Genomic DNA, 21,704 nt, shown 5'->3' with positions numbered 1-21,704 from the left:
AAGACCTAGGGTCTTGGCGTTTTTGTTTAACGGCAGTATTTTTCCGTTTACTGAATACCTGTTACTCGGCCTAGCATCATCGTCTGCACAACAGGGCTGATGATTTTTTGCCATTCATGCACTGCCGAGTTGGTGACATAGATGGTGTCATCCGGCTTGATCACGACCTGACGAGCATAGAAGATCGCTGCCGGGTCGCGCATGTCGAGGCGCAGAACGGTAGGTTTGGCCTGTTTGCCTTCGCCCATGCGGAATATAAATACGCCTTCAGGGTTGGCGCTGCCTTCTTTCAATCCGCCGACACTGCTCAGGGCATCCAGCAAGCTGGTATTTTGCGCTGGCAGATCTTTCAGTCCTGGCTCAGCCACGGCGCCCATGGCCACGAAGCGCTGACGGGCGCGTTCGAGTATGACTTCCGAGTTCGGGCGCAGCACCATGTTGTTGCCGGCCAGAATGTCTTCGTAATTGAACTGTTGAACCTGGCTACCGGTACGCACGGTAACGTTGACCAGATGCGGTTCCATTACCGGTCCGCCCGCCTGGTTGACGGCATCGAGCAAGGTCAAAGGCCCTTGCAGGGTGCTGAAGCGCCCCGGGGACTTGACTGCGCCCGCAACCAGTACCGAGCCTGACAGGTCGCCAACCAGTTCGACGTGGGTTTGCACGTCGGTGGTCATGCCTTTGAGCTGCTTGACGATCAATGCCTCAACTTGGGTGAGGGTCAGGCCTGCCACAAAAGGCTGGCCTACATAGGGCAGTGAAATCGTGCCCTGGTCGTTGATGCGTGTTTTAAGCTGAGTGCCGCCAGTGGACAGCGGGGCAAATAGCGCCGAGCCCTCCGGTGCGTTGTCGGTGATCAGGATGCTCAGGACATCACCGGGCATCAGTCGCGCCGAGGGGGCGAGCGGTTTTGCGATGTTGGCTTGCATCGGGCGCACGGCACCACGCATATAAGGTGCGATGGTGTTGGCGTTGATCTCCACCAGATTGTAGGTCGTGTTCTCGGACTCGATGGCACCCTTGTAAGGGCCAGCGCCGGATATCACGCCACTGCAGCCCGAGAGGCCGAGGATCGCCAGGGCCACTGTTGCCAGTTTCAGGTGGAACGAGTGGGAGAGAGTAAGGGATTTAATCACGGTGATCCTCGATCGAAGCCAGGATGAAGCGAGTAATGCCGTACAGCATCAGTAGGCCGAGCAAGATAGTTGCCAGGTTATACAGACGCTCTGGGTACAGTGCCTGTTGCGGGGTGTTCGGGCTTACGACCGTCACCAGGGTGCGGATCTTTTTGCTGGCTTCAATCCGTGCATTGTCGAGCGCAGCTACTGCGGTTTTGTAGCTGGCTTCGGCGATGCCTGCATCCAGTGTCAGTTGCTGGAAGGCTGAGGCGACTACGTTCAGCTGGGAGCCGTCCGTTGACGACACCAGCAGGCGTTTTTCCTTGGCCAGTTGCTGGGCGATGGCGCTAACCCTTTGCTTCTGCTGTTTCACTTGCGGCGAATCGGCGCGAAGCTTGAACTGCATCTCGGTCAACACGGCCTGTTCTTTGGTGTGCTGGGCTTCGAGGTCGGAAATGATGGTGGCACGGCTTTGTGCAGTGTTTGCGCCATCGAGCACTTTGTTGGTGTTCTGGAAGTCGATCAGTTCGGCTTTGCGATCGGCGTATTGAAGCCTTGCGGTTTCCAGCTCACTTTTGGCGAAGGTCATTTGTTCGCGGGCAATGCTGTGGCTGACTTCGTTTACGAAGTTCTCGCTGGCGGAAAGTATGGTGCGCAGCATTTGCTCCGAAAGCTCGGGGGTAAAGGCTTGCACTTCAACCCGCAACAGGCCGGTAGTTTCGTCGTAGTGGGCGGTTACCATGCGCTGGTAGTAGCTGAGCAGGTCTTCGCGCGAGGCGTCCTTGTTGAGCCAGAAGAACATGTCGCTGCGCTGGGCGGCATATTGCTCGATCCAGTGCAGGCGCTCTTCGAGCAACAACATCATGTCCATTGACCCGATGTATTCGCGCAGGTAGAGCGTCTCTTCCCTGGACGCGGGGTTGGTGCCGGTCAGCAGGGTAGCCAGGCCAGGCATGGCGGCGGCCTGGTTGCCACCGTCCTGACGAACGACGACCTGTGCACTGCTGACATAGCGATCGGCGGCGAATATGCCGTAGTAAATGGCCGCCAGTACCATTGGCAAAATCACCAGGCCGATAGCCAGGCGCCAGCGTCTGAGTTTACCCTTGCTGCTCATATGTGATGCATCCTTGAAGTCGAACGGTTCTGCTTTATAAAAGAGAGTATGAAGTCAGGCGTTGTAGGCTTTGATGCCTTCGGCTACGTCTTCGTAAACCTGGATCTCGCCATTGCGAACCAGCAGTACGATGTCGCAGATTTTTTGAACTTCATTCATGTTGTGGGTCACCAGCACGACTTTTGACTGCTGTAATTTTTCCTGGAATACGTCGGCACATTTACGTTTGAACTGTGCATCGCCGACGGACATCACTTCGTCGATCAGGTAGTAATCAAAATCGAAGGCCATGCTCAGGCCAAAGGCCACTCGAGAGCGCATTCCGGAGGAATAGGTCTTGATGGGCTCGTCGATCCAGTCGCCGATTTCGGCAAATTCCTGAACGTAGCGGATCTTGTCGCGCATGTCGTCGCCCATTGCGCCGTAGACGCGGCAGACAAACTTGATGTTTTCCCGGCCGGTCATGCTGCCTTGAAAACCGCCCGTCAAGCCTACCGGCCAGGAAATACTCCTGTCTGTAGCAACGGACCCGGAGTCAGGGATATCGGCACCGCCAAGCAGGCGCATCAGGGTCGATTTGCCTGCACCGTTGCGTCCGATAAGGCCGATATTCTTGCCTGGCGGAATCGACAACGAGAGGTTGCGGAACACATACCGACGTCCCTTCGGAGTCAAGTAGGATTTGGTAACGTTTCTAAGTTCGAACACGTTGGCCTGTACTCATCCGTTCTTCGTGGAAACCAGGTGCAAGCGGCGTGCGCGATAGCTACCCATGGCAATAAACAGCAGCACTATCGTGATGCAGATCACGTAACCTTCCGACACGCCATCCACAGGGGTGTAGTGCGGCAAGACCTCAGCGCGGATCAGCTCGACAATGTGCAGGAAAGGGTTTAGCAGCAACACCGGCATCATCGCTTGTGGCAGGTAAGCAGCAGGTACCAATACGCCGGAAATGAAATACAGCGGGAAAAAGGCCATGCGAATGACCACCTTCAGGCTGGGCAGGGCATGGGTGATCAATGCCAGTACCATGCCCAAGCTAAACGCAAACAACAGGCCCACGGCCAGTGTCGTCACCCACATCAGCGGGTTGGCCACCGACATGTCGAAGCCGTACCACGCGAAAGCAAATACCAGAATCGCGTACACCGTGGCACTGATGCAGGTTTCCACCAGTACCCGGGCGACATAGGTGTCCAGAGGCTTGATTTGCTTGTAGCCAAACAGCGAGCGGTTTTCCCGCAGGCTGTCCATCAGGCGCAAGGCGGTGTTGCGGTAGAGCAGGAAGGGAGCCATCGCGACCAGGACAAATACCGGGTACTCAACGTCAGCGACGGTACGTCCACGAATGACCGCGAATAAAATACTGAAGATAAGCAGGTGGCATATGGGCTCGATGAGAGTCCATACGGCGCCCATGCGTCGCACGCCAAAACGTGCCCGGGCTTCGCGCAGCACCAGGGCGAAGATCACCGATTTTTGAATCTGGAGCGAGGATCGAGGCTTCAATATGTTTACCGCAATGCAGAGCCGCGCAAATGAATGCGCCGGGGAATTCATTTTCAGGAAATGCAGAACCCCGCGCGGTAAAGCCGGGATTCGAGAGTCTTCCATGTTCTGGGGGCAGGGAGATTAATCGTTTCGTAGTATGAGCGTCAATAAAGAAGCGCCTTTGTATACAGGACAGCTCCTAAAATTATTGTGAATCGCATATTAAAGCGGCGGGTGATTTCTCGAGACACAAGAAATTATAAAGAGTTCAGCGCAATATCCAAAAACCACTGCCGGGGCTGGATTCGAGTTGTTTTTTCTTGAATTTATTGGGTGTCATTGCCCGTTTTGAGAAAAACAGGTTTGCGCTGAGGCTTTGCTGTGTAGCGAAAGACAGTTCGGCTGCCGGCATGACTGCGGTCGCAGTTTTCACGGGTGCCCGTCTGTCAGTGAAGTTCCACGTTCTTATTGAGGTGGATCCGCCAGGCATTTATCAGGGCGCCAAGGAGGGTGACGGTGACGACAGTGCAAATAACGGTGATCCAGATCATTTTTGGATTCCTTTTGCTGTACTACCCGTATAACCCTCGAAAGTTACAAACTTGCGACGGCCCCTGCGCCTTGCTCCTTACTGAGGATAGACCGTCTGCGCGGGTATTTTTGCGTTTGGGGAAATGACAGCCCGCAACTGCTGTCTGCGGTACATGGAACCGTGTTGTGTTGGTCCCCCAGCAATCGATCTCAGTCGGGCCACTACGTTGCTTGAAGGCTGATGCCCGGGGTGTGGCCATGATCCATCCGTCGAAATCTCGGCCTGAACAATTGACCGGATTCGCTCTACACAGTTAACTGTATATACATACAGCTAACTAAAGGGCGCGTGTCATGGGCTTCACTGTTTTGGGTCCTCTTGCTGAAGGTGGCATTCGCCTGCCGATGTGCTCGTTCAAGATTCCTGCCGGGTTTCCGTCACCGGCGACGGATCATATGGATAAGCAAATCTCGCTGGATGAAGTGCTTAACGTGCGGGCTCCGCATGTTTATCTGGTGACGATCGATGGCGACAGCATGCAGGGCGTCGGGATTTTTGCCGGGGATGTGGCAGTGGTTGACCGCTCCATCGAGCCTGCCCACGGGCATGTGGTGGTCGCGCTGCTCAATAATGATCCGGTCTGCAAGCGTCTGTGCCTGCGGGGCAAGAGGGTCATTCTGGGTTCAGAGAACCCCAGATACCCGGATCGCTATGTGATGGAAGGCGATGACCTTTCGATCTGGGGCGTGATCACCTATAGCGTGCGCAACCATGGCCATTAAGTGCGATCCGGTGTTCGCCCTGATCGATTGCAACAGCTTTTATGCCAGTTGCGAGCGGGTGTTTCGCCCGGATCTGGCGAAAGTACCGATTGTGGTGCTGAGCAATAACGATGGCTGCGTCATCGCCCGCAGTTATGACGCCAAACCCCACATCAAGATGGGTGAGCCGTACTTTCAGATCAAGCACCGGCTGGAGCAGCTGGGTATCGTGGCATTTTCGTCGAACTATGCGCTGTATGGCGACATGAGCGAGCGGGTGATGAGCCTGATCGAGGCGCAGGTGCCGGCGGTGGAGGTCTATAGCATCGATGAGTGTTTTGCCGATTTGACCGGTATTGCCGATGCCAGCGCCATGGGTTGCCAGTTGCGCAGCCGTGTCCTGCAGTGCACGGGGATCCCGGTCGGGGTCGGGATTGCGCACACCAAAACCCTGGCCAAGCTGGCCAATCACACGGCCAAACGCTTACAGGAGCAAACCGGCGGGGTGGTCAATCTGTGTGGTGAGCATCAGCGGCACTGGGTATTGCGTAATACGGCGGTGAGCGAGGTGTGGGGAGTAGGGCGGCGGATGACGGCTCATCTGCAGGGGATGGGGATTCGCACGGCCATGGACCTGGCCAGCGCTGAGCCGTGGATGTTGCGCAAGAGGTTCAGTGTGGTAATCGAGAAAACCGCCCGGGAGCTGTCGGGCACGCCGTGCCTGGAGCTGGACGAACCTGATCCTCCCAGGCAGGAAATCTGCTGCAGTCGCATGTTTGGCAAGCGTCTGACCAGCGTGGCGCCAATTAAAGAGGCGGTGGCCACTTATATGATGCGGGCTTCAGAAAAGCTCCGCGCGCAGAACTCCTATTGCAGCAAGGTGCGGGTAAGTATTCGCACGGGCATGTTCAACCCTGACGAAGCCAAGTATGCCAAGGGGGTGGTAGTGACATTGCCATACCCGACCGATGATGTACGGCTGCTGACCAAGGCCGCGGTTGATGCTGTGGATAGCGTGTTTCAGCCGGGTTTCAGGTACAGCAAGGCTGAAGTGATGTTGCTGGACCTGCGCCAGCCGGGAGAGTTCTCCGATGATTTGTTTGCGCTTAATCAGCCGGCGGAGGCGACCCGGGTGATGTCGGTGCTGGATGCGATTAATCAGCGTTGGGGCAGGGGCACGCTACGGGCTGCCAGCGTGCCGGTGAATCCAGCCTGGGGCATGCGCCGGGAGTTGATGAGTCAGGGCTACACCACCCGACTGGATCAGCTGTGGCGGGTGTCGTAGGTGCGGCTCCCCGGGACCTGTGGGAGCTGGCTCGCCAGCGATGCAGACAACTCGGCATACCTGCCGGATTGCGGCGCAGCCATCGCGGGCAAGCCCGGCTCCTACAAAGAGTGGAATGGTGTGGCTCCCCAGTACCTGTGGGAGCTGGCTTGCCAGCGATGCAGACAACTCGGCATACCTGCCGGACCGCGGTGCAGCCATCGCGGGCAAGCCCGACTCCCACAAAGGGTGGAGTGGTATGGCTCCCCGGTACCTGTGGGAGCTGGCTCGCCAGCGATGCAGACAACTCGACATACCTGCCGGACCGCGGTGCAGCCATCGCGGGCAAGCCCGGCTCTCACAAAGGGTGGAGTGGTGTGGCTCCCCGGTACCTGTGGGAGCTGGCTTGCCAGCGATGCAGACAACTCGACATGCCTGCCGGACCGCGGTGAAGCTATCGCGGGCAAGCCCGACTCTCACAAAGGGTGGAGTGGTGTGGCTCCCCGGTATCTGTGGGAGCTGGCTCGCCAGCGATGCAGACAACTCGACATTACTGCCGGACCGCGGTGCTGCCATCGCGGGCAAGCCCGGCTCCCACAAAGGGTGGAGTGGTGTGGCTCCCCGGTATCTGTGGGAGCTGGTTTGCCAGCGATGCAGACAACTCGGCATACCTGCCGGACTGCGGTGCTGCCATCGCGGGCAGCCCGACTCTCACAAAGGGTGGAGTGGTGTGGTTCCCCGGTACCTGTGGGAGCTGGCTCGCCAGCGATGCAGACAACTCGACATACCTGTCGGAGCGCAGTGCAGCCATCGCTGGCAAGCCCGGCTCTCACAAAGGGTGATCTGTGGGAGCTGGCTTGCCAGCGATGCAGACAACTCGACATACCTCCCGGACCGCGGCGCAGCCATCGCGGGCAAGCCCGACTCCCACAAAAGGTGATCGGTGTTGGTTGCTGTCTTAGAGGTATTTGACCAAGGCCAGGCCGGTTATATACAGCCCAAGGCCGAAGGTCAGGTGGGTGACCAGGCTTCTTTGTCGCGCCACCCAGGGTTTGGGGGTGTTTGCAGCAGCAATGCCCATGCCCCAGGCGGGCTGCATGATCAGCCAGGGCGCAGCGACGCTGATGACGCCGGTAATCAGGGCGGGCAGCAGGCTCGGGTGTTGGAGCCAGGCGCTGCCGGCAACGGCCACCAGTGCTGCGGCGAAAATGATGCCGGTCAGGTAGTGAAAAACCCAGCCCGCAAGGCGTTCATTGCGCATTGGGGCGGCGGCTGCAATCGAGGTGTGACGGAATTGCCCCTGCAGCATATGCCCCAGCCAGCGGCCGACGAGCCGGTAGTCGAGGGACGGGATCTTGAAGGCGCGGGTTTTGATCGCGGCCACAAGGTCCATGAACAGGGTCGCGCCTATACCCAGGGCGGCTGCGTTAATAATGATTTCAACCATGGTCATTTCAATTATCCCTTGCCTGTCATGTCTTCTGATTGCTTGAATTGACAAGTGTGCAAGTTCAAGCCGACTTGAGGTCAAGCATGAAAGAGCTGGTCATTGGAGAGGTGGTAAGGCGTTCGGGTGTCGCGGCATCGACTTTGCGCTACTACGAAGAGAAAGGGCTGATCCGCTCCATAGGACGACGGGGCTTGAGCCGGGTGTTTCGCGCGGATGTGCTGGAAAAACTGTCATTGATCGCGCTCGCCCAGTCACTGACTTTTTCACTGGATGACATCGCACATATGGTCAGCGCAGATGGCAGGCCGGCGCTTGATCGCGCGCAGCTGTTGGCAAAGGCCGATGAGCTGGAGCAGGTGATTGTCCGGCTCAGTGCCGCACGGGATGAACTGAGGCGTGCAGCGGTCTGCCCTGCGGCCAGTCATGTGGAGTGCCCGAGCTTTCAGCAGCTGCTGGAGACTGCCGCCAGGGGAGGATCAAAACATTGAGATGAGCCCGTGGAGTAATGCCCTCAAGGGTGCTTTACTCATTCTCTAACCGGCGATTCTCAACGATGGACAAGGCAGTCCGCGAGGTAGAAATAGCCTCTTCCCTTGAGGGCTTTACATGTCCACTGTGCCCGCCACACTGTTGATCGTTGACGATGAAGTCCAGATGCGCACCTTGCTCGACACCCTGTTGCTCAATCAGGGTTATTACACGCTTACCTCCAGCTGCGGCGCAGAAGCGCTGACTGTCGCACAGCAACACATACCGGATCTGATCCTGCTGGATATCAAAATGCCGGGCATGGATGGTTATGAAGTTGCCCGCCAGCTCAAGAGCAACAGTTTGACCGCCAATATCCCGATCATCATGCTTTCCGAGCCCGGGGATCAAAGTGCCCGCATCTCTGGCCTGGAGGCCGGGGCCGAGGACTTCCTCAGCAAGCCGGTGTCCAATACCGAACTGTGGGTGCGGGTGCGTAACCAGTTAAGGCTCAAGGCATTTGGCGACTTTCGGGTTGACCCTGTGCTGGAACGGCATGTTGAACAAGACTCCTCCGGGTTCGGTCTGAGTCATAAGGCCAGTACCGAGATCAACCGCACCAGTGCGATCGAGCATTTCACAGCGCTGGATATCGAGCAGCAGCAGATGCAAGCGGCATTGCGCGACGCGGTGCGCAAGCAGGCTCTGGATTTGGTTTACCAACCCAAAATCGGTCTGGCTGACGGTCAGATTTGCGGGGTGGAGGCGCTGTTGCGCTGGTACCGACCGGGGCTGGTGACTATCTCGCCGGGAGTTTTTGTTCCCGTGCTTGAGAGCCTGGGGCTGATCTCAGAGGTCGGGCAGTGGGTCATCGACACGGTCTGCCGGCAAATTGCCAACTGGCAGCGCGCCGGTCTGGATGTGGTGCCGGTGGCGGTGAACGTATCGGCTCAGCAGTTGCTCGAGGGCGACCTGATCCATGACATTCAGCAGTCCCTCGGCGCGCACCGGGTTGACGCCAAATGGCTGGAAGTCGAGCTCACCGAGAGCTCGCTGATGGTGAATACGCCGCGCACCATCGCCAGCTTGTTAAAACTCAAGGAAATCGGGATCAACATCTCCATCGATGACTTTGGCACGGGCTATTCGAGCCTGGCTTCGCTGGTGCGTTTTCCCATCGACAAGCTGAAAATTGACATCTCCTATATCCGCGAAATCACCCGCAACCCGCAGGATGCAGCGATTGCCCGCACCATCATTGAACTGGCCCGCAGTCTTGATATGAAAGTCATCGCCGAAGGCGTGGAAACCCGCGATCAGCTGGCGTTTTTGAGCGACAACGGTTGCGACCAGCTGCAAGGGTTCCTGTTTTGCCGGCCGTTACCCGCAAGAGAACTGGAACCCTTGTTGCGTGAACCCCGCAGCTTTATCTGAAGGCTCGCTGCCCGGGCAATATCAGGGGTAGCTCACCACCTGCACCCAGTTCGCGCCCTTGCCCGAAGGTGCAGTGGCGTGGCGCGAGAGGGTGCCGTCTTCAGGGTCAATGGCGTACACCCCGACCTGCGGGCTTTTCTCCCCGCTCACCAGCAACCATTGTCCCGAGGGATCTAGCGCAATGCCCCGTGGTTGTTGCTCGACTTTAATGTTCTGCACAAAGCCGGGCAGCCCCGTCTTGCTGTCGATGGCAAACACGCTGACCGTGCTGCCAGTGCGCTCGGAGGTGTAGAGGTGGCGTGCGTCCGGGGTCAGCTTGATATCGGCGGCCCAGATCAGATTGGACGCCAGTGGCGGCGGGGTCGGCTGGCCGGGTTTGATCATCGGGCGGGCGACACCGCGTACCAGGCCGGAGTCCGCCGGTATTGCACTGACATCGCCGAGCTCGGTCAGGCGTCCGGTTTTCGGGTCGATGGCAAAGGTGGTGACGCTGCCGGCCATTTCGTTAAGCAAATAGAGGAAACGGTTGTCTGCCGAAATCACTGGATGACGCGGACCGCTGCCTTCAGGCAACTGAACCTGACCCAGGGGCGTGAGTTTGCCGCTGGCGGCATCGAATTTGAACTCCAGCAGGCGATCGGCGCCCAGATTGGCGGCGTACACGAAACGGTTGGTGCCATCGACAATGATCGAATGGGCGTTAGGCCCGGTCTTGATCACCTGCTGCACGTCATCGGTCACGATGCCGTCGGCATTGATCATATTGACGCTGACCAGATCCTCGCCGTACGAGGCGCCAAACAGGTAATGGCCGTTCTTGTCGGTCGAGATATAGGCCAGGCTGTCGGCCACGGTCGAGTTCTTCAGGTGCTTGAGTGCACCGTTTTCAGGATCGATGGCGAAGGTGGCCATGGCATAGGGTTTGCCGCGAATGGACGCATAGAGCTTGCTGTGATCGGGGCTCAGGGCCAGGGGCATCACCCCCGGGCCGGCTTCGGTGGTGGCCAGGGGCTGCAGTTGACCCTGTGCAGTCAACGTATAACTGCTCAGGGTGCCATCGGTGGCGTTGGACACGTAGACATAGGTACTGGCCCAGCTCAGCTGAGTCAGGCTCATAAGCACGGCGCCAGTCAAGGTTTTCAGGGGTGTAGCTCGCAGCATCAGAAGGCTTCCTTATTGTTGTATGTTGTCGTACCTCTTTGCTGGATTGTTAGGTGGCTATCATTGTCCTGTCAATCAGTTTATGGGTGCTTGCGGTGCCCGTCAGGGTGCATCGCCGGTAGCGTCTTGTCCCTCAATGCCTACAGGCCCCAGCCGTCCCGTGCTGCCCGCCGTATCCCTTCCAGCAACATCGCGAATGCCGGGTTGTCATTGTTTTCGCGCCAGATCAGATGCAGTTCGCTCTGCACCCCTTCGCCCAGATCGATATCGCGAAACACCACATTCTTGAACGCCACGCTGGAGGCGCAACGCGGCACCAGGGCCAGGCCCATCGCCGCATTGACCAGCGCCAGAATGGTCAGTGACGAGCCCAGCCACTGCACGTACTGCGGGGTCACGCGGGCAGAGCGCAGGGTGCCGGTCAGCAGTTCGTTGAAGGGCGGGTAGGCGGCATGGGAGTACATCAGGAAGGGCTGTGCATCGAGGTCTTTGACATTCACGCTAGCAGCGCTGGCCAGTGGGTGGCTGCCGGGCACCGCCAGCACGAACGGCTCGCGTACCAGGCATTCAGTGGCGTAGCCGGGCTCCAGCAGGGGCGCGCGGGCGATGCCAAGGTCGATGCGCCACGCGCGTAACGCTTCATGTTGCTGATAGGTGTTCATCTCTGACAGATCAATTTTGACCTGGGGCTGCTTGAGCCGGGCCTCGGCGATGACCTTGGGCAAAAATTCATACACTGCGCTACCGACGAAACTGATGTTGACCGTGCCAATGTCGCCTTCAGCGAAGCGCCGCGCGGTGATCGCGGCTTGTTGGGCGCGTTCCAGCAAGTTCTGGGCTTCGATGAAAAATGCCCGCCCGGCAGCGGTCAGGGCGACGCTGCGGGTGGTACGGGTGAACAGCTCGACTCCCAGGTGATGCTCCAACAGTTGAATCTGTCGGCTGAGGGGCGGCTGGGTCATATTCAGCCGCTCGGCGGCACGCCGGAAGTTGAGCTCGGTGGCCACCGTGGTGAAGCAACGCAGTTGGGTCAGTTCGAACATTGATCTAATTCCGGTATCAATCCAGTGCCAAGTTAGATTAGACCGGGAACAATGTCCGCGTCCATGATCGCCCTGTCCCTAAAAAAACAATGATCGGGAGTCCCCCTTGAATACCCTCCAGAGTCTGCCAGACCCCACGGTGCTTGCCCGCGCCGCGGCCAAGGTCAAGCGTCATGTCTTGCCCCTGTTTGTGGTGATGTTCATCGTCAACTACATCGACCGGGTCAATATCGGCTTTGTCCGCAGCCACCTGGAAACCGACCTGGGCATTGGCGCTGCCGCCTATGGCCTGGGGGCCGGGCTGTTCTTTGTTGGTTACGCGATATTCGAAGTGCCCTCCAACCTGCTGCTGCAACGCTATGGCGCCCGCGCCTGGCTGACACGCATCATGTTTACCTGGGGCGCAGCGGCAATGGCGATGGCCTTTGTGCGCGGCGAAACCAGTTTCTATGTATTGCGCTTTATTCTCGGCGCCGCTGAAGCGGGGTTCTTTCCCGGGATCATTTACTACTTCACCCAATGGCTGCCGTCGACCGAACGCGGCAAGGCCATGGCGATCTTTCTCAGCGGCTCGGCCATTGCTTCGGTGATCTCGGGGCCGGTGTCCGGGGCGTTGCTCAATGTCAGCGGCATGAGCCTGCATGGCTGGCAATGGATGTTCCTGATTGAAGGCTTTGCCTCGATCGTGCTCTGTGCCTTCGTCTGGTTCTGGCTGCAGTCGCACCCGCGCCAGGCGAAATGGCTGAGCGAAGAAGAGAAGGCTGCATTGCTGGGGGCCATCGTACTGGAGCAGCAGGCCCGGGAAAGCGTGCAGACGGTCAGGCCGTCGATGTTCAAATTGCTGGCCGACAAACAGATCGCGCTGTTCTGTTTAATCTATTTCTCGATTGCCCTGACCATCTATGGCGCGACGTTCTGGCTGCCGAGCATGATCAAAAAGATGGGCAGCTTCGGCGACTTTCAAGTCGGGCTGTTCAACTCGATTCCGTGGCTGATTTCCATCGTCGCGATGTACGGCTTCGCGGCTTTGGCCAGCAAATGGAAACACCAGCAGGCCTGGGTGGCGCTGACTCTGGTAATCGCGGCGCTGGGCATGTTCATGTCCACCATCGGCGGGCCGGTATTCGCCTTCGTTGCCATCTGTTTTGCGGCCATTGGCTTCAAGGCCGCCTCGGCTTTGTTCTGGCCGATTCCACAGGGCTACCTCGATGCGCGCATCGCTGCCGCGGTAATTGCCCTGATCAACTCCATCGGCAATCTGGGCGGGTTTGTGGCGCCCACCGCGTTCGGTTTTCTGGAGCAGAGCACCGGCTCTATCGAAGGCGGCCTGTACGGGTTGGCGGCCACTTCACTGGTGGCGGCAGCGGTGATCTTTTTTGTCCGTATGACCCCGCGCAATCAGTTCCTTGCCATCCAGCCCGAGGCCTGCGCAGCCATTACCCCGTCCCGGCATAACCCTTTGAAAACTGATCCAGCAGGAGCCGCTTCTTGAAAATCCAACGCGTCACTGTCACCCCCATCGCTTTCCGGGACCCGCCGCTGCTCAATGCCAGCGGCATTCATGAACCCTTTGCCCTGCGCTCGATCATCGAGATCGAGAGCGACAATGGCTACATTGGCCTGGGCGAGAGCTACGGCGATGCTCCGGCACTGGCCATCCAGCAGCAGTTGCAGGAGCAACTCATAGGTCTCGATCCGTTCAATCTCAATCAGTTGCGGGCCATTGTGCAGGCCACAGTGGCGGCCAATAAACCGCGGAGCATGGCGGGGGCGGAACTGGCCCCCGGCTCCCATGCCAGCAAAGCGGTGAGCAACGCCTATTCGGCCTTTGAAGTGGCGTTTCTTGACCTGCAGGCGCATTACCTGAAGGTGCCGCTGGTGGACCTGCTCGGCGGCGCGGTGCGCGATGAGATTCCCTTCAGTGCCTACCTGTTCTTCAAATACGCCGAGCATATTGATTCACCCTACAAGGCCGACGCCTGGGGCGAGGCACTGAACGAAGCACAAATCGTCGCCCAGGCCCGGCGCATGATTGAGGACTACGGCTTCAAAAGCATCAAGCTCAAGGCCGGGACACTGCCCCCGGAGCAGGAAGTGGCGTGCATCAAGGCGCTGAAAAAAGCTTTTCCCGGCTACCCGCTGCGCATTGATCCGAATGGCAACTGGTCGTTACCAACGGCCATTCGCATGGCGCAATTGCTGGGTGACGATCTGCAGTATTACGAAGACCCGACCCCGGGTCTGGAGGGCATGGCCGAATTGCACCGGCGCACCGGCTTGCCACTGGCAACCAACATGGTGGTCACCGACTTCGATGAGTTCCGCCGCAGCGTGGCCCTCAACAGCACACAGATTGTGCTGGCCGACCACCATTACTGGGGCGGGCTGCGTGACACCCAGGTGCTGGCCAAAATGTGCCAGACCTTTGGTCTGGGCGTGTCCATGCACTCCAACTCGCATTTGGGCATCAGCCTGATGGCCATGGCCCATGTCGCGGCCTCGGTGCCAAACCTGGACTATGCCTGCGACACCCATTACCCCTGGCAGGAGCCGGACGAAGAGGTGATCAAGGGTGGCAAAGTGCCGATTGTCGACGGTTGCGTGAAAGTCACGCGGGCTCCGGGTCTGGGGCTGGAACTGGACTACGGGCAATTGGCCAGATTGCATGACCAGTTCCTCAGCTGCGGCATTCGCCAGCGCGATGACGTGAAGCAGATGCAGCGTTACAAGCCTGAGTGGAAGGCAGTCAAACCGCGCTTTTGATCGCTGCTACAGGTTGTGTGCAACGCCCGGGCATTGTGGGAGCTGGCTTGCCAGCGATGCAGACAATTCGACATTACTGCCGGACCGCGGTGCTGCCATCGCGGGCAAGCCCGGCTCCCACAAAGGGTGGAGTGGTGCGGCTGCCCGGTACCTGTGGGAGCTGGCTTGCCAGCGATGCAGACAATTCGACATGACTGCCGGACCGCGGTGCTGCCATCGCGGGCAAGCCCGGCTCCCACAAAGGGTGGAGTGGTGCGGCTGTCCGGTACCTGTGGGAGCTGGCTTGCCAGCGATGCAGACAATTCGACATGACTGCCGGCCCGCGGTGCTGCCATCGCGGGCAAGCCCGGCTCCCACAAAGGGTGGAGTGATGCGGCTCCCCGGTACCTGTGGGAGCTGGCTTGNCTGGAACTGGACTACGGGCAATTGGCCAGATTGCATGACCAGTTCCTCAGCTGCGGCATTCGCCAGCGCGATGACGTGAAGCAGATGCAGCGTTACAAGCCTGAGTGGAAGGCAGTCAAACCGCGCTTTTGATCGCTGCTACAGGTTGTGTGCAACGCCCGGGCATTGTGGGAGCTGGCTTGCCAGCGATGCAGACAATTCGACATGACTGCCGGCCCGCGGTGCTGCCATCGCGGGCAAGCCCGGCTCCCACAAAGGGTAGAGTGGTGCGGCTCCCCGGTACCTGTGGGAGCTGGCTTGCCAGCGATGCAGACAATTCGACATGACTGCCGGACCGCGGTGCTGCCATCGTGGGCAAGCCCGGCTCCCACAAAGGGTGGAGTGATGCGGCTCCCCGGTACCTGTGGGAGCTGGCTTGCCAGCGATGGCGGTGAGGCCACCGCGGGGTAATCCAGGTTGTGTGCAACGCCCAGGCTTTGTGGGAGCTGGCTTGCCAGCGATGCAGTGATGCCACCGCGAGGTAGTCCAGGTTGTGTGCAACGCCCGGGCTTGGTGGGAGCGGCCAGTAATATCAGTCGTGAGCCTGGTACACGGATTTACCCTCGACGATGGTTTCCAGCACTTTGATGTCCTTGATGTTCATCGGGTCGACTGTCGCAATGTCGTCCGACAGGACCACCAGGTCTGCGTATTTGCCGACCTCAATCGAGCCGCGCTCCTGCTCTTCGAAGTTCTGCCGGGCCGCGTTGATTGTGGTGGCGCGCAGGGCATCGGCCACCGGTACACGCTGCGCGGCACCCAGCACCTTGCCGCCGGTGGTCACCCGGTTCACCGCCGACCAGATCAGGCGCATCGGCTCCATCGGCACGATGGGGGTATCGGTATGGATGGTGTAGCGCAGGCCTCTGTCCTGGGCGGAACGGGCGGGGCTGATGCGCTCCGCGCGGTCCTTGCCGATGAATATATCGCGATGGCGGTCGCCCCAGTAGTAGGTGTGCAGCACGAAGAACGAAGGAATTATATTGAGTCGCTTGACCTCGTCGAGCTGATCTTCGCGCATCATCTGCGAGTGGATGATCACTTGCCGAGCATCCTCCCTCGGGTAGGTTTCCTGGGCCTTGCGATAGGCATAAAGCACATCGTCGATCGCCGCATCGCCATTGGCATGGATCATCATCTGGCGCCCGGATTTGTGCACGGCCAGCACCCGGGCTGCCAGCTCCTCACGGCTGAAACGGGGGAAGCCGCGGTAGGTCAGGTCGTTATTGAACGGGGTGTGGTAATGCTCGCTCAGGTAGCCTGTATAGCCTTGAATTGAACCGTCCGAAAACTCCTTGACTCCGCCGACCTTGATCATGCCGCTGGGCAGCGCAACTTGGTCCACCGCGTCCATGGTTTCCAGGCTGCTCCAGGTCATCACCCGGATAGGCAATTCTTTGGCCTGCACCGCATCTTCAAGCATTTTCAGCAGTGCCGGGGTGGTGCCGGCGCCGTGATTGGCGGTGGTCACGCCGTGGGCGGCATACCACTGGCCGGCAAGACGGATGCCTTCCCGTTGCAGGGGCTCGGTCAGGGCCGGGCGCAGTTTGCCCACCAGGGCCAGGGCCGACTCTTCCAGCACGCCATTGGGCTGGCCGTCGGCATCCTTGCGGATCACCCCGCCCGGCGGGTTGGGGGTACTGGCGGTGATGCCGGCCAGGGCCAGAGCGGCACTGTTGGCGACCGTGAGATGCCCCGAGACATGGGTGATGTAAATCGGCCGGGTGCTGGACACCCGGTCGAGATCGGCACGGGTCGGGTGGCGCTTTTCGGCCAGCAGGGTGTCGTCATAGCCGGCGCCGCTGATCCAGTCCCCGGGGCCGACCTTGGCCTGCTGGGCCTTGAGGCGCGCGACGATATCTTCGATGTTGCGCACATCGCCGATGGGCGGGCTGTTGAGGTCGGCGACAAAGGTCCCGGTGATTTTCGAACTGGCAAAATGACTGTGGGCATCATAGATCCCGGGGATCATGGTCTTGCCGTGCAGATCCACCACCCGGGTGTCGGGCCCGATGTAGCGGGCGAGGGCGTCGGACTCGCCCACCGCGAGGATTTTCCCGTCGCGCACCGCAACGGCCCGGGCCGTACTGTTGTCCTTGTCCACGGTCAGTACATTGGCATTGGTATAGACCACCTGGGCGTCGACTTTGGCCGGATCGGCGCTGGCGTTGACGGTCAGCGTGGCGAGCACTGCAAGCAGATAGTTGGCGTTCATTCAAATCCCCGGTGTATGGGTGGCTGCGATGGGTGTCAGGACATTTTTTGCCCCGGTGTCTGTCGCCGTACGCGGCTGCGACCGGGGTGCCGGGCCGCTATCAAGTGCCAGTTCATCGGCATCGGCCTGCTCGGCCGTCGACAGTTCTGAGGCCGTATGGCCAATACGCTTGAGCAGCATCAGCATGCACACCAGCGAAACCAGGGCGTAGCAGGCCGAGGCAATCGCCACGCCTATGATGCTGCCGGTGGAGTTGAGAATGCCCTGGGCCAGCACCGGGGTCGCACCGCCCACCAGCAATGAGCACAGTTGATAGGAGACCGACAGTCCGCTGTAGCGCACCTTGGTCGGGAAGGCCCGGGCCAGGATGCCGCCCACTGCACCGTAAAACATCGAATGGGGAATGGTCGCCAGGCACATGCCGAGCACGGCGATCCAGTAGATTTTGGTTTCCACCGCGAGGAACATCGCCGGCATCAGCAACAGCTCCGGGATCACCATAAAGGCCACGGCCTTGCGCATGTCGATCTTTGACACCAGCACCGCGCCGAACGGCTGGACCAGGAACTGCACCACCAGAGAAATGATGATCACGCTGAGAAAGGTGCTTTGGGCGTAGCCCAGTTCCTTGGTGGCCCAGGACAGGGCAAAGGTACTCTTGAAGTAAGTGACATGGATGATCGGCAGGACGCCGGCACACAGCAGCACAATCCGCCAGTGGTCGCGCAGCACGGCCACAACGGGCAGTTTGACGGTCTTCTTTTGTTCCATCAGGCGCTTCATGTCATCCGACTCTTCGAGCTTGAGACGAATCACCATGCCGACGATCACCAGTGCTGCGGAGAGCAGGAACGGAATGCGCCAGCCCCAGAGCATGAAGTCCGAGACCGGCAGGGCGCTGAGGGCGAAGAACACGATGGTCGCCAGCAGGTTGCCGGCGGGGGACCCCTGCTGGGCGAAAGCGGCATACAGGATGCCCTTGCCCTTGGGCGCATTCTCGCTGGCTATCAGAATGGCACCGCCCCATTCGCCACCCACCGCGATTCCCTGAATGACCCGCAGCACCACCAGTGCGATCGGGGCCCAGATACCAATTTGCAGATAGGTGGGCAACAGGCCGATGCAGGTGGTGGCCACGCCCATCATCACCAGGGTGATGACCAGGGTGGTCTTGCGCCCGATCTTGTCACCCAGGTGACCGAAGATAATGCCGCCTATGGGGCGCGCGATAAACCCGGCCCACAAAGTAAGAAACGACAGCATGGTGGCGGTGCCGGGGTTCAGGTCGGCGGGAAAGAACACTTTGCCGAACACCAGAGCAGCGGCAATGCCGTAGGCATAAAAGTCATACCACTCGATGGTCGTACCGATGAACGAGGCCACTCCGGCCTTGCGGGCTCTTTTGTGGGCGGCAACTTCCTGGGTGGCATTCATAGTTTTTTCCTGCTCATTATTATTGGTCTATGTCCTCTCCCGAACACCTGGAGAGGCTTGCACGGCACATCAGCCTCCAGGCGGGCGAGGAGGTCTGATGGCTGGAGCCTATACAGGCAGAATTGAAAAAAATAATGATTAAATTTTATTGTTTGATACGTGATTTCGTATCGTCGAAAGGCTTCAGCGGCAGTTCTGTTGCTGGGCCTTGAACAGCTCCAGCAGGCTTTGTGCCGCCGCCGAGGGCAACGTGGCCTGGCGAATGGCATGAATTTCGGAGTGCGCGCCGCTGCCGTTGATTTGGCAATAGTGCACCCCCTGTTTCCAGGTTGCAGCCAGGGTCTGGGGTACCAGCGCCACGCCCAGGTTGTAGGCCACCATAGACACCACGGTTTGCCAGAGCCGGGTTTCATGGCGGATTCGCGGACTGAAACCGGCGGCCACGCAGTGGGCAATGATCAGGTCGTGATAGTGGGGAGACACGTTGCGCGGGAACAGAATGAAATCTTCGTCCGCAAGGTCCTGCAGATCGATTCGCTCCTGACCCGCCAGCCGGTGCGAGTCGGGGAGGCAGCACAGGAACGGCTCGCGCAGCACCGGCTCGCAGCAGATGCTTTCGGGGAATTTGCTGCGGTGCACGAAGCCGATATCGATCTGCCCGCGCTGCAAGGCCTGGACCTGCTCGGCACTGTTCATTTCCATCAATACGATTTCGGTGTCGGGGTGCTGCTGCTCGAAAATCCTGACCGCCTGTGGCAGGCCGCGATGCAGGATCGAGTTGACGAAGCCGACACTCAGGCGCCCGACAAAACCCTGGGCCGAGCGCCGGGTCAGGTGCCTGGCCTGTTCGGCCCGCAGCAGCAGGTAGCGGGCTTCGTCGAGCAGCACCTGACCGGCATTGGTCAGACTCACTGACTTGTTGTTGCGGTTGAGCAACTGAATGTCGAGCTGGCTTTCGAGCTTTTTGATGTCGAAGCTCAGGGCTGGCTGGGAGATAAACAGGCGGGCGGCGGCTCGGCCAAAATGCAGCTCTTCGGCCACAGCTACAAAGTAACGCAGTTGCTTGAGATCCATGGGGATTGGCCTCGGCTTACGATAATTTTTGGTTATCGTAGTTGATTAACTTTGTATTAGATACTTATCGATGGCGACCCTACTCTTGGACCACAAGAATCAGGAGAACTGCCATGGATACCCAGCCAGACCGCGCCTACGACCCCTTGAATATCCCCGACAGCCGGGGGCTTAACCTGTTCGATTGCGATGCCGGGCTGGCCGCGCTGCTCAAGGTGTATCTGCCAGCCGCGGTCTATGACCACTGGCTGCCGACCTGGCGCAAACTGGGCGCCAGAGCCGGTGGCGAACTGGATCTGCTGGCGCTGTCGGCCGACAAAAATCCGCCGAAACTGTTGCCCCGCACCCGCCGTGGTGAAGACCTGCAAAGCATCCAAAAACACCCGGACTTCGTCGCGCTGGAGCGGGTGGCCTACGCCGAACTGGGCCTGGCTGCCATGAGCCACCGTGAGGACGGCACACTGGCGCTGTCGAAATACGCGCTGACCTACCTGTTTGTACAGGCCGAGTTCGGCCTGTGCTGCCCGGTGAGCATGACCGATTCCCTGACCCGCACCCTGCGCAAGTTCGGCTCCCCGCAACTGCAGGCGCGTTACTTGCCGTCGCTGGTGTCCCAGGATTTCGACAGTCTGTTCCAGGGCGCCATGTTCATGACCGAGCAGGCTGCAGGCTCCGATGTGTCGCGCACTGAAACCCGGGCCCGGCAGATCGATGGCGAGTGGCAGTTGTTCGGGGAAAAGTGGTTTTGCTCCAACCCCGATGCTGACCTGGCCATGGTGCTGGCCCGTCCCGACGATGCGCCATCGGGCATGAAAGGGGTCAGCCTGTTTCTGCTGCCCAAGCTGCGCCCGGACGGCTCGCGCAATGCCTACCGGATTCAACGGCTCAAGGACAAACTTGGCAGCCGCTCCATGGCCAGTGGCGAAATCACCCTTGAGGGCGCCACGGCGTATCTGATCGGGGAGGTCGGGCGCGGGTTCCAGCAGATGGCCGACATGATCAACATGTCGCGTCTGTCCAACGGCGTACGTGCGGCCGGGCTGATGCGCCGGGGTATCAACGAGTCGCTGTACATTGCCCGTAACCGCCGGGCTTTTGGCCGGCACCTGATCGAAATGCCCTTGATGCAGCGCCAGTTGCTGAAAATGATGCTGCCCACCGAACAGGCTCGTTCGATGTTCATGCAAATTGCCACGCTGCTGCCCAAGGCCGATGCCGGCGACGAGGCCGCCCGCAAATGCGTGCGCATCCTCACGCCGCTGATCAAATTCCGCGCTTGCCGCGACGCCCGCCGGGTCACCGGCGATGCCATGGAAGTGCGTGGCGGTGTGGGTTACATCGAAGAATGGAGCGATGCCCGACTGGTACGCGACGCCCACCTGGGTTCGATCTGGGAAGGCACCAGCAATATCGTGGCGCTGGATATCGCCCGTGCCGTGACCCGCGAGCAGGCGCTGGAACCCTTGCAGCTGTTTCTCGCCAACCTGCTGGCCGAAGCGCAGTTGCCTGCGGCCAGCCAGCGTCTGTTCGAGGGCGTGCTGCAACGCACCGTTGCCAGAGTGGCCGAGGTGGCCCATGAGCAACGGGACGAGCAGGTGCGGTTGGCGGGCAGCGCGCTCTATCACATTGCCACGGCGATATTCATGGCCTGGGAAAGCAGCCGGCAGGCGGGTGATTACCGGCGTCTGGCTCTGGCGCACCTGTTGCTGCAACACAAGCTGTTGCCACGGGACCCGCTGAGCCCGGAGCCGGAAATCGAGGCCGGCCTGCTGGCGCGTCTGGCCAATGAAAGCCCGCTGACGCAAGCCGACGCCCTGCAGCTGTTACCCAAAACCCTGTAGGAGCGAGCTTGCTCGCGAGCATTTGGAAATACCGCGCAAAAGCTCGTTTCTACAGGAAATCAGATTGAATTCGATATTCATCAGAGCGTAT

18 protein-coding genes and 1 pseudogene are annotated in these 21,704 nt (G+C 59.5%); 9 read left to right on the top strand and 10 right to left on the bottom strand.

Annotated elements, in window-relative coordinates; genetic code table 11:
• Positions 1-47: 47 nt before the first annotated feature.
• From FEZ21_RS15930 to FEZ21_RS15915, 4 genes are all read right to left on the bottom strand, one after another.
• The gene (locus FEZ21_RS15930) at positions 48-1,136 is read right to left on the bottom strand and encodes a polysaccharide biosynthesis/export family protein (RefSeq protein ID WP_037001841.1); all 1,089 of its coding nucleotides are present in this window, start codon (positions 1,134-1,136) and stop codon (positions 48-50) included.
• A complete protein-coding gene (locus FEZ21_RS15925; protein ID WP_003446009.1) occupies positions 1,129-2,235 on the bottom strand; it encodes an LPS biosynthesis protein in 1,107 nt (368 codons plus the stop codon). The genes FEZ21_RS15930 and FEZ21_RS15925 overlap by 8 nt, the downstream gene beginning before the upstream one ends.
• Before the next feature lie 54 nt (positions 2,236-2,289).
• A complete protein-coding gene (locus FEZ21_RS15920; RefSeq protein ID WP_235972469.1) occupies positions 2,290-2,886 on the bottom strand; it encodes an ABC transporter ATP-binding protein in 597 nt (198 codons plus the stop codon).
• Positions 2,887-2,955: 69 nt separating this feature from the next.
• Entirely contained in the window at positions 2,956-3,747 is a 792-nt protein-coding gene (locus tag FEZ21_RS15915; RefSeq protein ID WP_100917183.1) for an ABC transporter permease, read from the bottom strand.
• Between the two features lie 302 nt (positions 3,748-4,049).
• Here FEZ21_RS15915 and FEZ21_RS15910 point away from each other — a divergent pair, with 302 nt between their 5' ends.
• The 3 genes from FEZ21_RS15910 to umuC all read left to right on the top strand — a co-directional run bounded on the left by FEZ21_RS15910 (position 4,050) and on the right by umuC (position 6,307).
• Positions 4,050-4,313: a hypothetical protein gene (locus tag FEZ21_RS15910; protein WP_160627804.1), complete on the top strand. Its 264-nt coding sequence runs from the start codon at positions 4,050-4,052 to the stop codon at positions 4,311-4,313.
• Between the two features lie 301 nt (positions 4,314-4,614).
• Positions 4,615-5,043 (top strand): LexA family transcriptional regulator, encoded by a 429-nt coding sequence (locus tag FEZ21_RS15905; RefSeq protein ID WP_003446004.1) that lies wholly within the window; start codon positions 4,615-4,617, stop codon positions 5,041-5,043.
• Positions 5,033-6,307 carry a translesion error-prone DNA polymerase V subunit UmuC gene (gene umuC / locus FEZ21_RS15900; protein WP_160627802.1) on the top strand — a complete coding sequence of 425 codons (1,275 nt, stop codon included), beginning with the start codon at positions 5,033-5,035 and terminating at the stop codon, positions 6,305-6,307. The genes FEZ21_RS15905 and umuC overlap by 11 nt, the downstream gene beginning before the upstream one ends.
• A gap of 937 nt (positions 6,308-7,244) precedes the next feature.
• Here umuC and FEZ21_RS15895 read toward each other — a convergent pair.
• Entirely contained in the window at positions 7,245-7,739 is a 495-nt protein-coding gene (locus tag FEZ21_RS15895) for a DUF2938 domain-containing protein (protein ID WP_160627800.1), read from the bottom strand.
• A gap of 80 nt (positions 7,740-7,819) precedes the next feature.
• Here FEZ21_RS15895 and FEZ21_RS15890 point away from each other — a divergent pair, with 80 nt between their 5' ends.
• Together FEZ21_RS15890 and FEZ21_RS15885 are read left to right on the top strand one after the other, a co-directional pair.
• Positions 7,820-8,224 carry a helix-turn-helix domain-containing protein gene (locus tag FEZ21_RS15890; protein WP_160627798.1) on the top strand — a complete coding sequence of 135 codons (405 nt, stop codon included), beginning with the start codon at positions 7,820-7,822 and terminating at the stop codon, positions 8,222-8,224.
• 118 nt (positions 8,225-8,342) lie between these two features.
• Positions 8,343-9,638: an EAL domain-containing protein gene (locus FEZ21_RS15885; protein WP_003445987.1), complete on the top strand. Its 1,296-nt coding sequence runs from the start codon at positions 8,343-8,345 to the stop codon at positions 9,636-9,638.
• Positions 9,639-9,659: 21 nt separating this feature from the next.
• Here the strand turns inward: FEZ21_RS15885 and FEZ21_RS15880 are convergent, their stop codons facing one another.
• On the bottom strand, positions 9,660-10,754 hold the full coding sequence (locus FEZ21_RS15880) for a lactonase family protein (protein WP_238839956.1): 1,095 nt from the start codon (positions 10,752-10,754) through the stop codon (positions 9,660-9,662).
• Positions 10,755-10,939: 185 nt separating this feature from the next.
• Positions 10,940-11,842 (bottom strand): LysR family transcriptional regulator, encoded by a 903-nt coding sequence (locus tag FEZ21_RS15875; protein ID WP_003445985.1) that lies wholly within the window; start codon positions 11,840-11,842, stop codon positions 10,940-10,942.
• A gap of 106 nt (positions 11,843-11,948) precedes the next feature.
• On the opposite strand from FEZ21_RS15875, the gene FEZ21_RS15870 reads away from it, so the two are divergent.
• The 3 genes and pseudogenes from FEZ21_RS15870 to FEZ21_RS15860 form a co-directional block, all read left to right on the top strand.
• Positions 11,949-13,334, top strand: coding sequence for an MFS transporter (locus FEZ21_RS15870; RefSeq protein ID WP_160627794.1), 1,386 nt, complete (start codon positions 11,949-11,951; stop codon positions 13,332-13,334).
• The gene (locus FEZ21_RS15865; RefSeq protein ID WP_160627792.1) at positions 13,331-14,605 is read left to right on the top strand and encodes a glucarate dehydratase family protein; all 1,275 of its coding nucleotides are present in this window, start codon (positions 13,331-13,333) and stop codon (positions 14,603-14,605) included. The genes FEZ21_RS15870 and FEZ21_RS15865 overlap by 4 nt, the downstream gene beginning before the upstream one ends.
• Before the next feature lie 405 nt (positions 14,606-15,010).
• Positions 15,011-15,142: pseudogene (locus tag FEZ21_RS15860) on the top strand (glucarate dehydratase); the annotation flags it as partial.
• Positions 15,143-15,581: 439 nt separating this feature from the next.
• Here the strand turns inward: FEZ21_RS15860 and FEZ21_RS15855 are convergent.
• The 3 genes from FEZ21_RS15855 to FEZ21_RS15845 all read right to left on the bottom strand — a co-directional run bounded on the left by FEZ21_RS15855 (position 15,582) and on the right by FEZ21_RS15845 (position 19,772).
• The gene (locus tag FEZ21_RS15855) at positions 15,582-17,264 is read right to left on the bottom strand and encodes an amidohydrolase (RefSeq protein WP_003445976.1); all 1,683 of its coding nucleotides are present in this window, start codon (positions 17,262-17,264) and stop codon (positions 15,582-15,584) included.
• A complete protein-coding gene (locus FEZ21_RS15850) occupies positions 17,265-18,698 on the bottom strand; it encodes an MFS transporter (RefSeq protein WP_003445975.1) in 1,434 nt (477 codons plus the stop codon).
• 183 nt (positions 18,699-18,881) lie between these two features.
• Positions 18,882-19,772 (bottom strand): LysR family transcriptional regulator, encoded by an 891-nt coding sequence (locus FEZ21_RS15845; RefSeq protein ID WP_003445970.1) that lies wholly within the window; start codon positions 19,770-19,772, stop codon positions 18,882-18,884.
• 113 nt (positions 19,773-19,885) lie between these two features.
• On the opposite strand from FEZ21_RS15845, the gene FEZ21_RS15840 reads away from it, so the two are divergent.
• Positions 19,886-21,613, top strand: a complete 1,728-nt coding sequence (locus tag FEZ21_RS15840; RefSeq protein ID WP_010657190.1) for an acyl-CoA dehydrogenase family protein — start codon at positions 19,886-19,888, stop codon at positions 21,611-21,613.
• The last annotated feature ends 91 nt before the right edge of the window (positions 21,614-21,704 follow it).

Origin of the sequence: Pseudomonas sp. 9.1(2019) (assembly GCF_009910445.1) — a bacterium.
In the GTDB taxonomy this organism is placed as follows: domain Bacteria; phylum Pseudomonadota; class Gammaproteobacteria; order Pseudomonadales; family Pseudomonadaceae; genus Aquipseudomonas; species Aquipseudomonas paraversuta.
Note: the sequence above shows the minus strand (reverse complement) of the source record. Positions and strands in the feature narration are given on the sequence as shown.

Bases quoted from the DNA above. Each gene is read 5' to 3' on its own strand.
- FEZ21_RS15855 (WP_003445976.1), bottom strand. From the start codon at position 17,264: ATGAACGCCAACTATCTGCTTGCAGTGCTCGCCACGCTGACCGTCAAC.
- FEZ21_RS15925 (WP_003446009.1), bottom strand. From the start codon at position 2,235: ATGAGCAGCAAGGGTAAACTCAGACGCTGGCGCCTGGCTATCGGCCTG.
- FEZ21_RS15840 (WP_010657190.1), top strand. From the start codon at position 19,886: ATGGATACCCAGCCAGACCGCGCCTACGACCCCTTGAATATCCCCGAC.
- FEZ21_RS15850 (WP_003445975.1), bottom strand. From the start codon at position 18,698: ATGAATGCCACCCAGGAAGTTGCCGCCCACAAAAGAGCCCGCAAGGCC.
- FEZ21_RS15890 (WP_160627798.1), top strand. From the start codon at position 7,820: ATGAAAGAGCTGGTCATTGGAGAGGTGGTAAGGCGTTCGGGTGTCGCG.
- FEZ21_RS15905 (WP_003446004.1), top strand. From the start codon at position 4,615: ATGGGCTTCACTGTTTTGGGTCCTCTTGCTGAAGGTGGCATTCGCCTG.
- FEZ21_RS15895 (WP_160627800.1), bottom strand. From the start codon at position 7,739: ATGACCATGGTTGAAATCATTATTAACGCAGCCGCCCTGGGTATAGGC.
- FEZ21_RS15885 (WP_003445987.1), top strand. From the start codon at position 8,343: ATGTCCACTGTGCCCGCCACACTGTTGATCGTTGACGATGAAGTCCAG.
- umuC (WP_160627802.1), top strand. From the start codon at position 5,033: ATGGCCATTAAGTGCGATCCGGTGTTCGCCCTGATCGATTGCAACAGC.
- FEZ21_RS15880 (WP_238839956.1), bottom strand. From the start codon at position 10,754: ATGAGCCTGACTCAGCTGAGCTGGGCCAGTACCTATGTCTACGTGTCC.
- FEZ21_RS15845 (WP_003445970.1), bottom strand. From the start codon at position 19,772: ATGGATCTCAAGCAACTGCGTTACTTTGTAGCTGTGGCCGAAGAGCTG.
- FEZ21_RS15875 (WP_003445985.1), bottom strand. From the start codon at position 11,842: ATGTTCGAACTGACCCAACTGCGTTGCTTCACCACGGTGGCCACCGAG.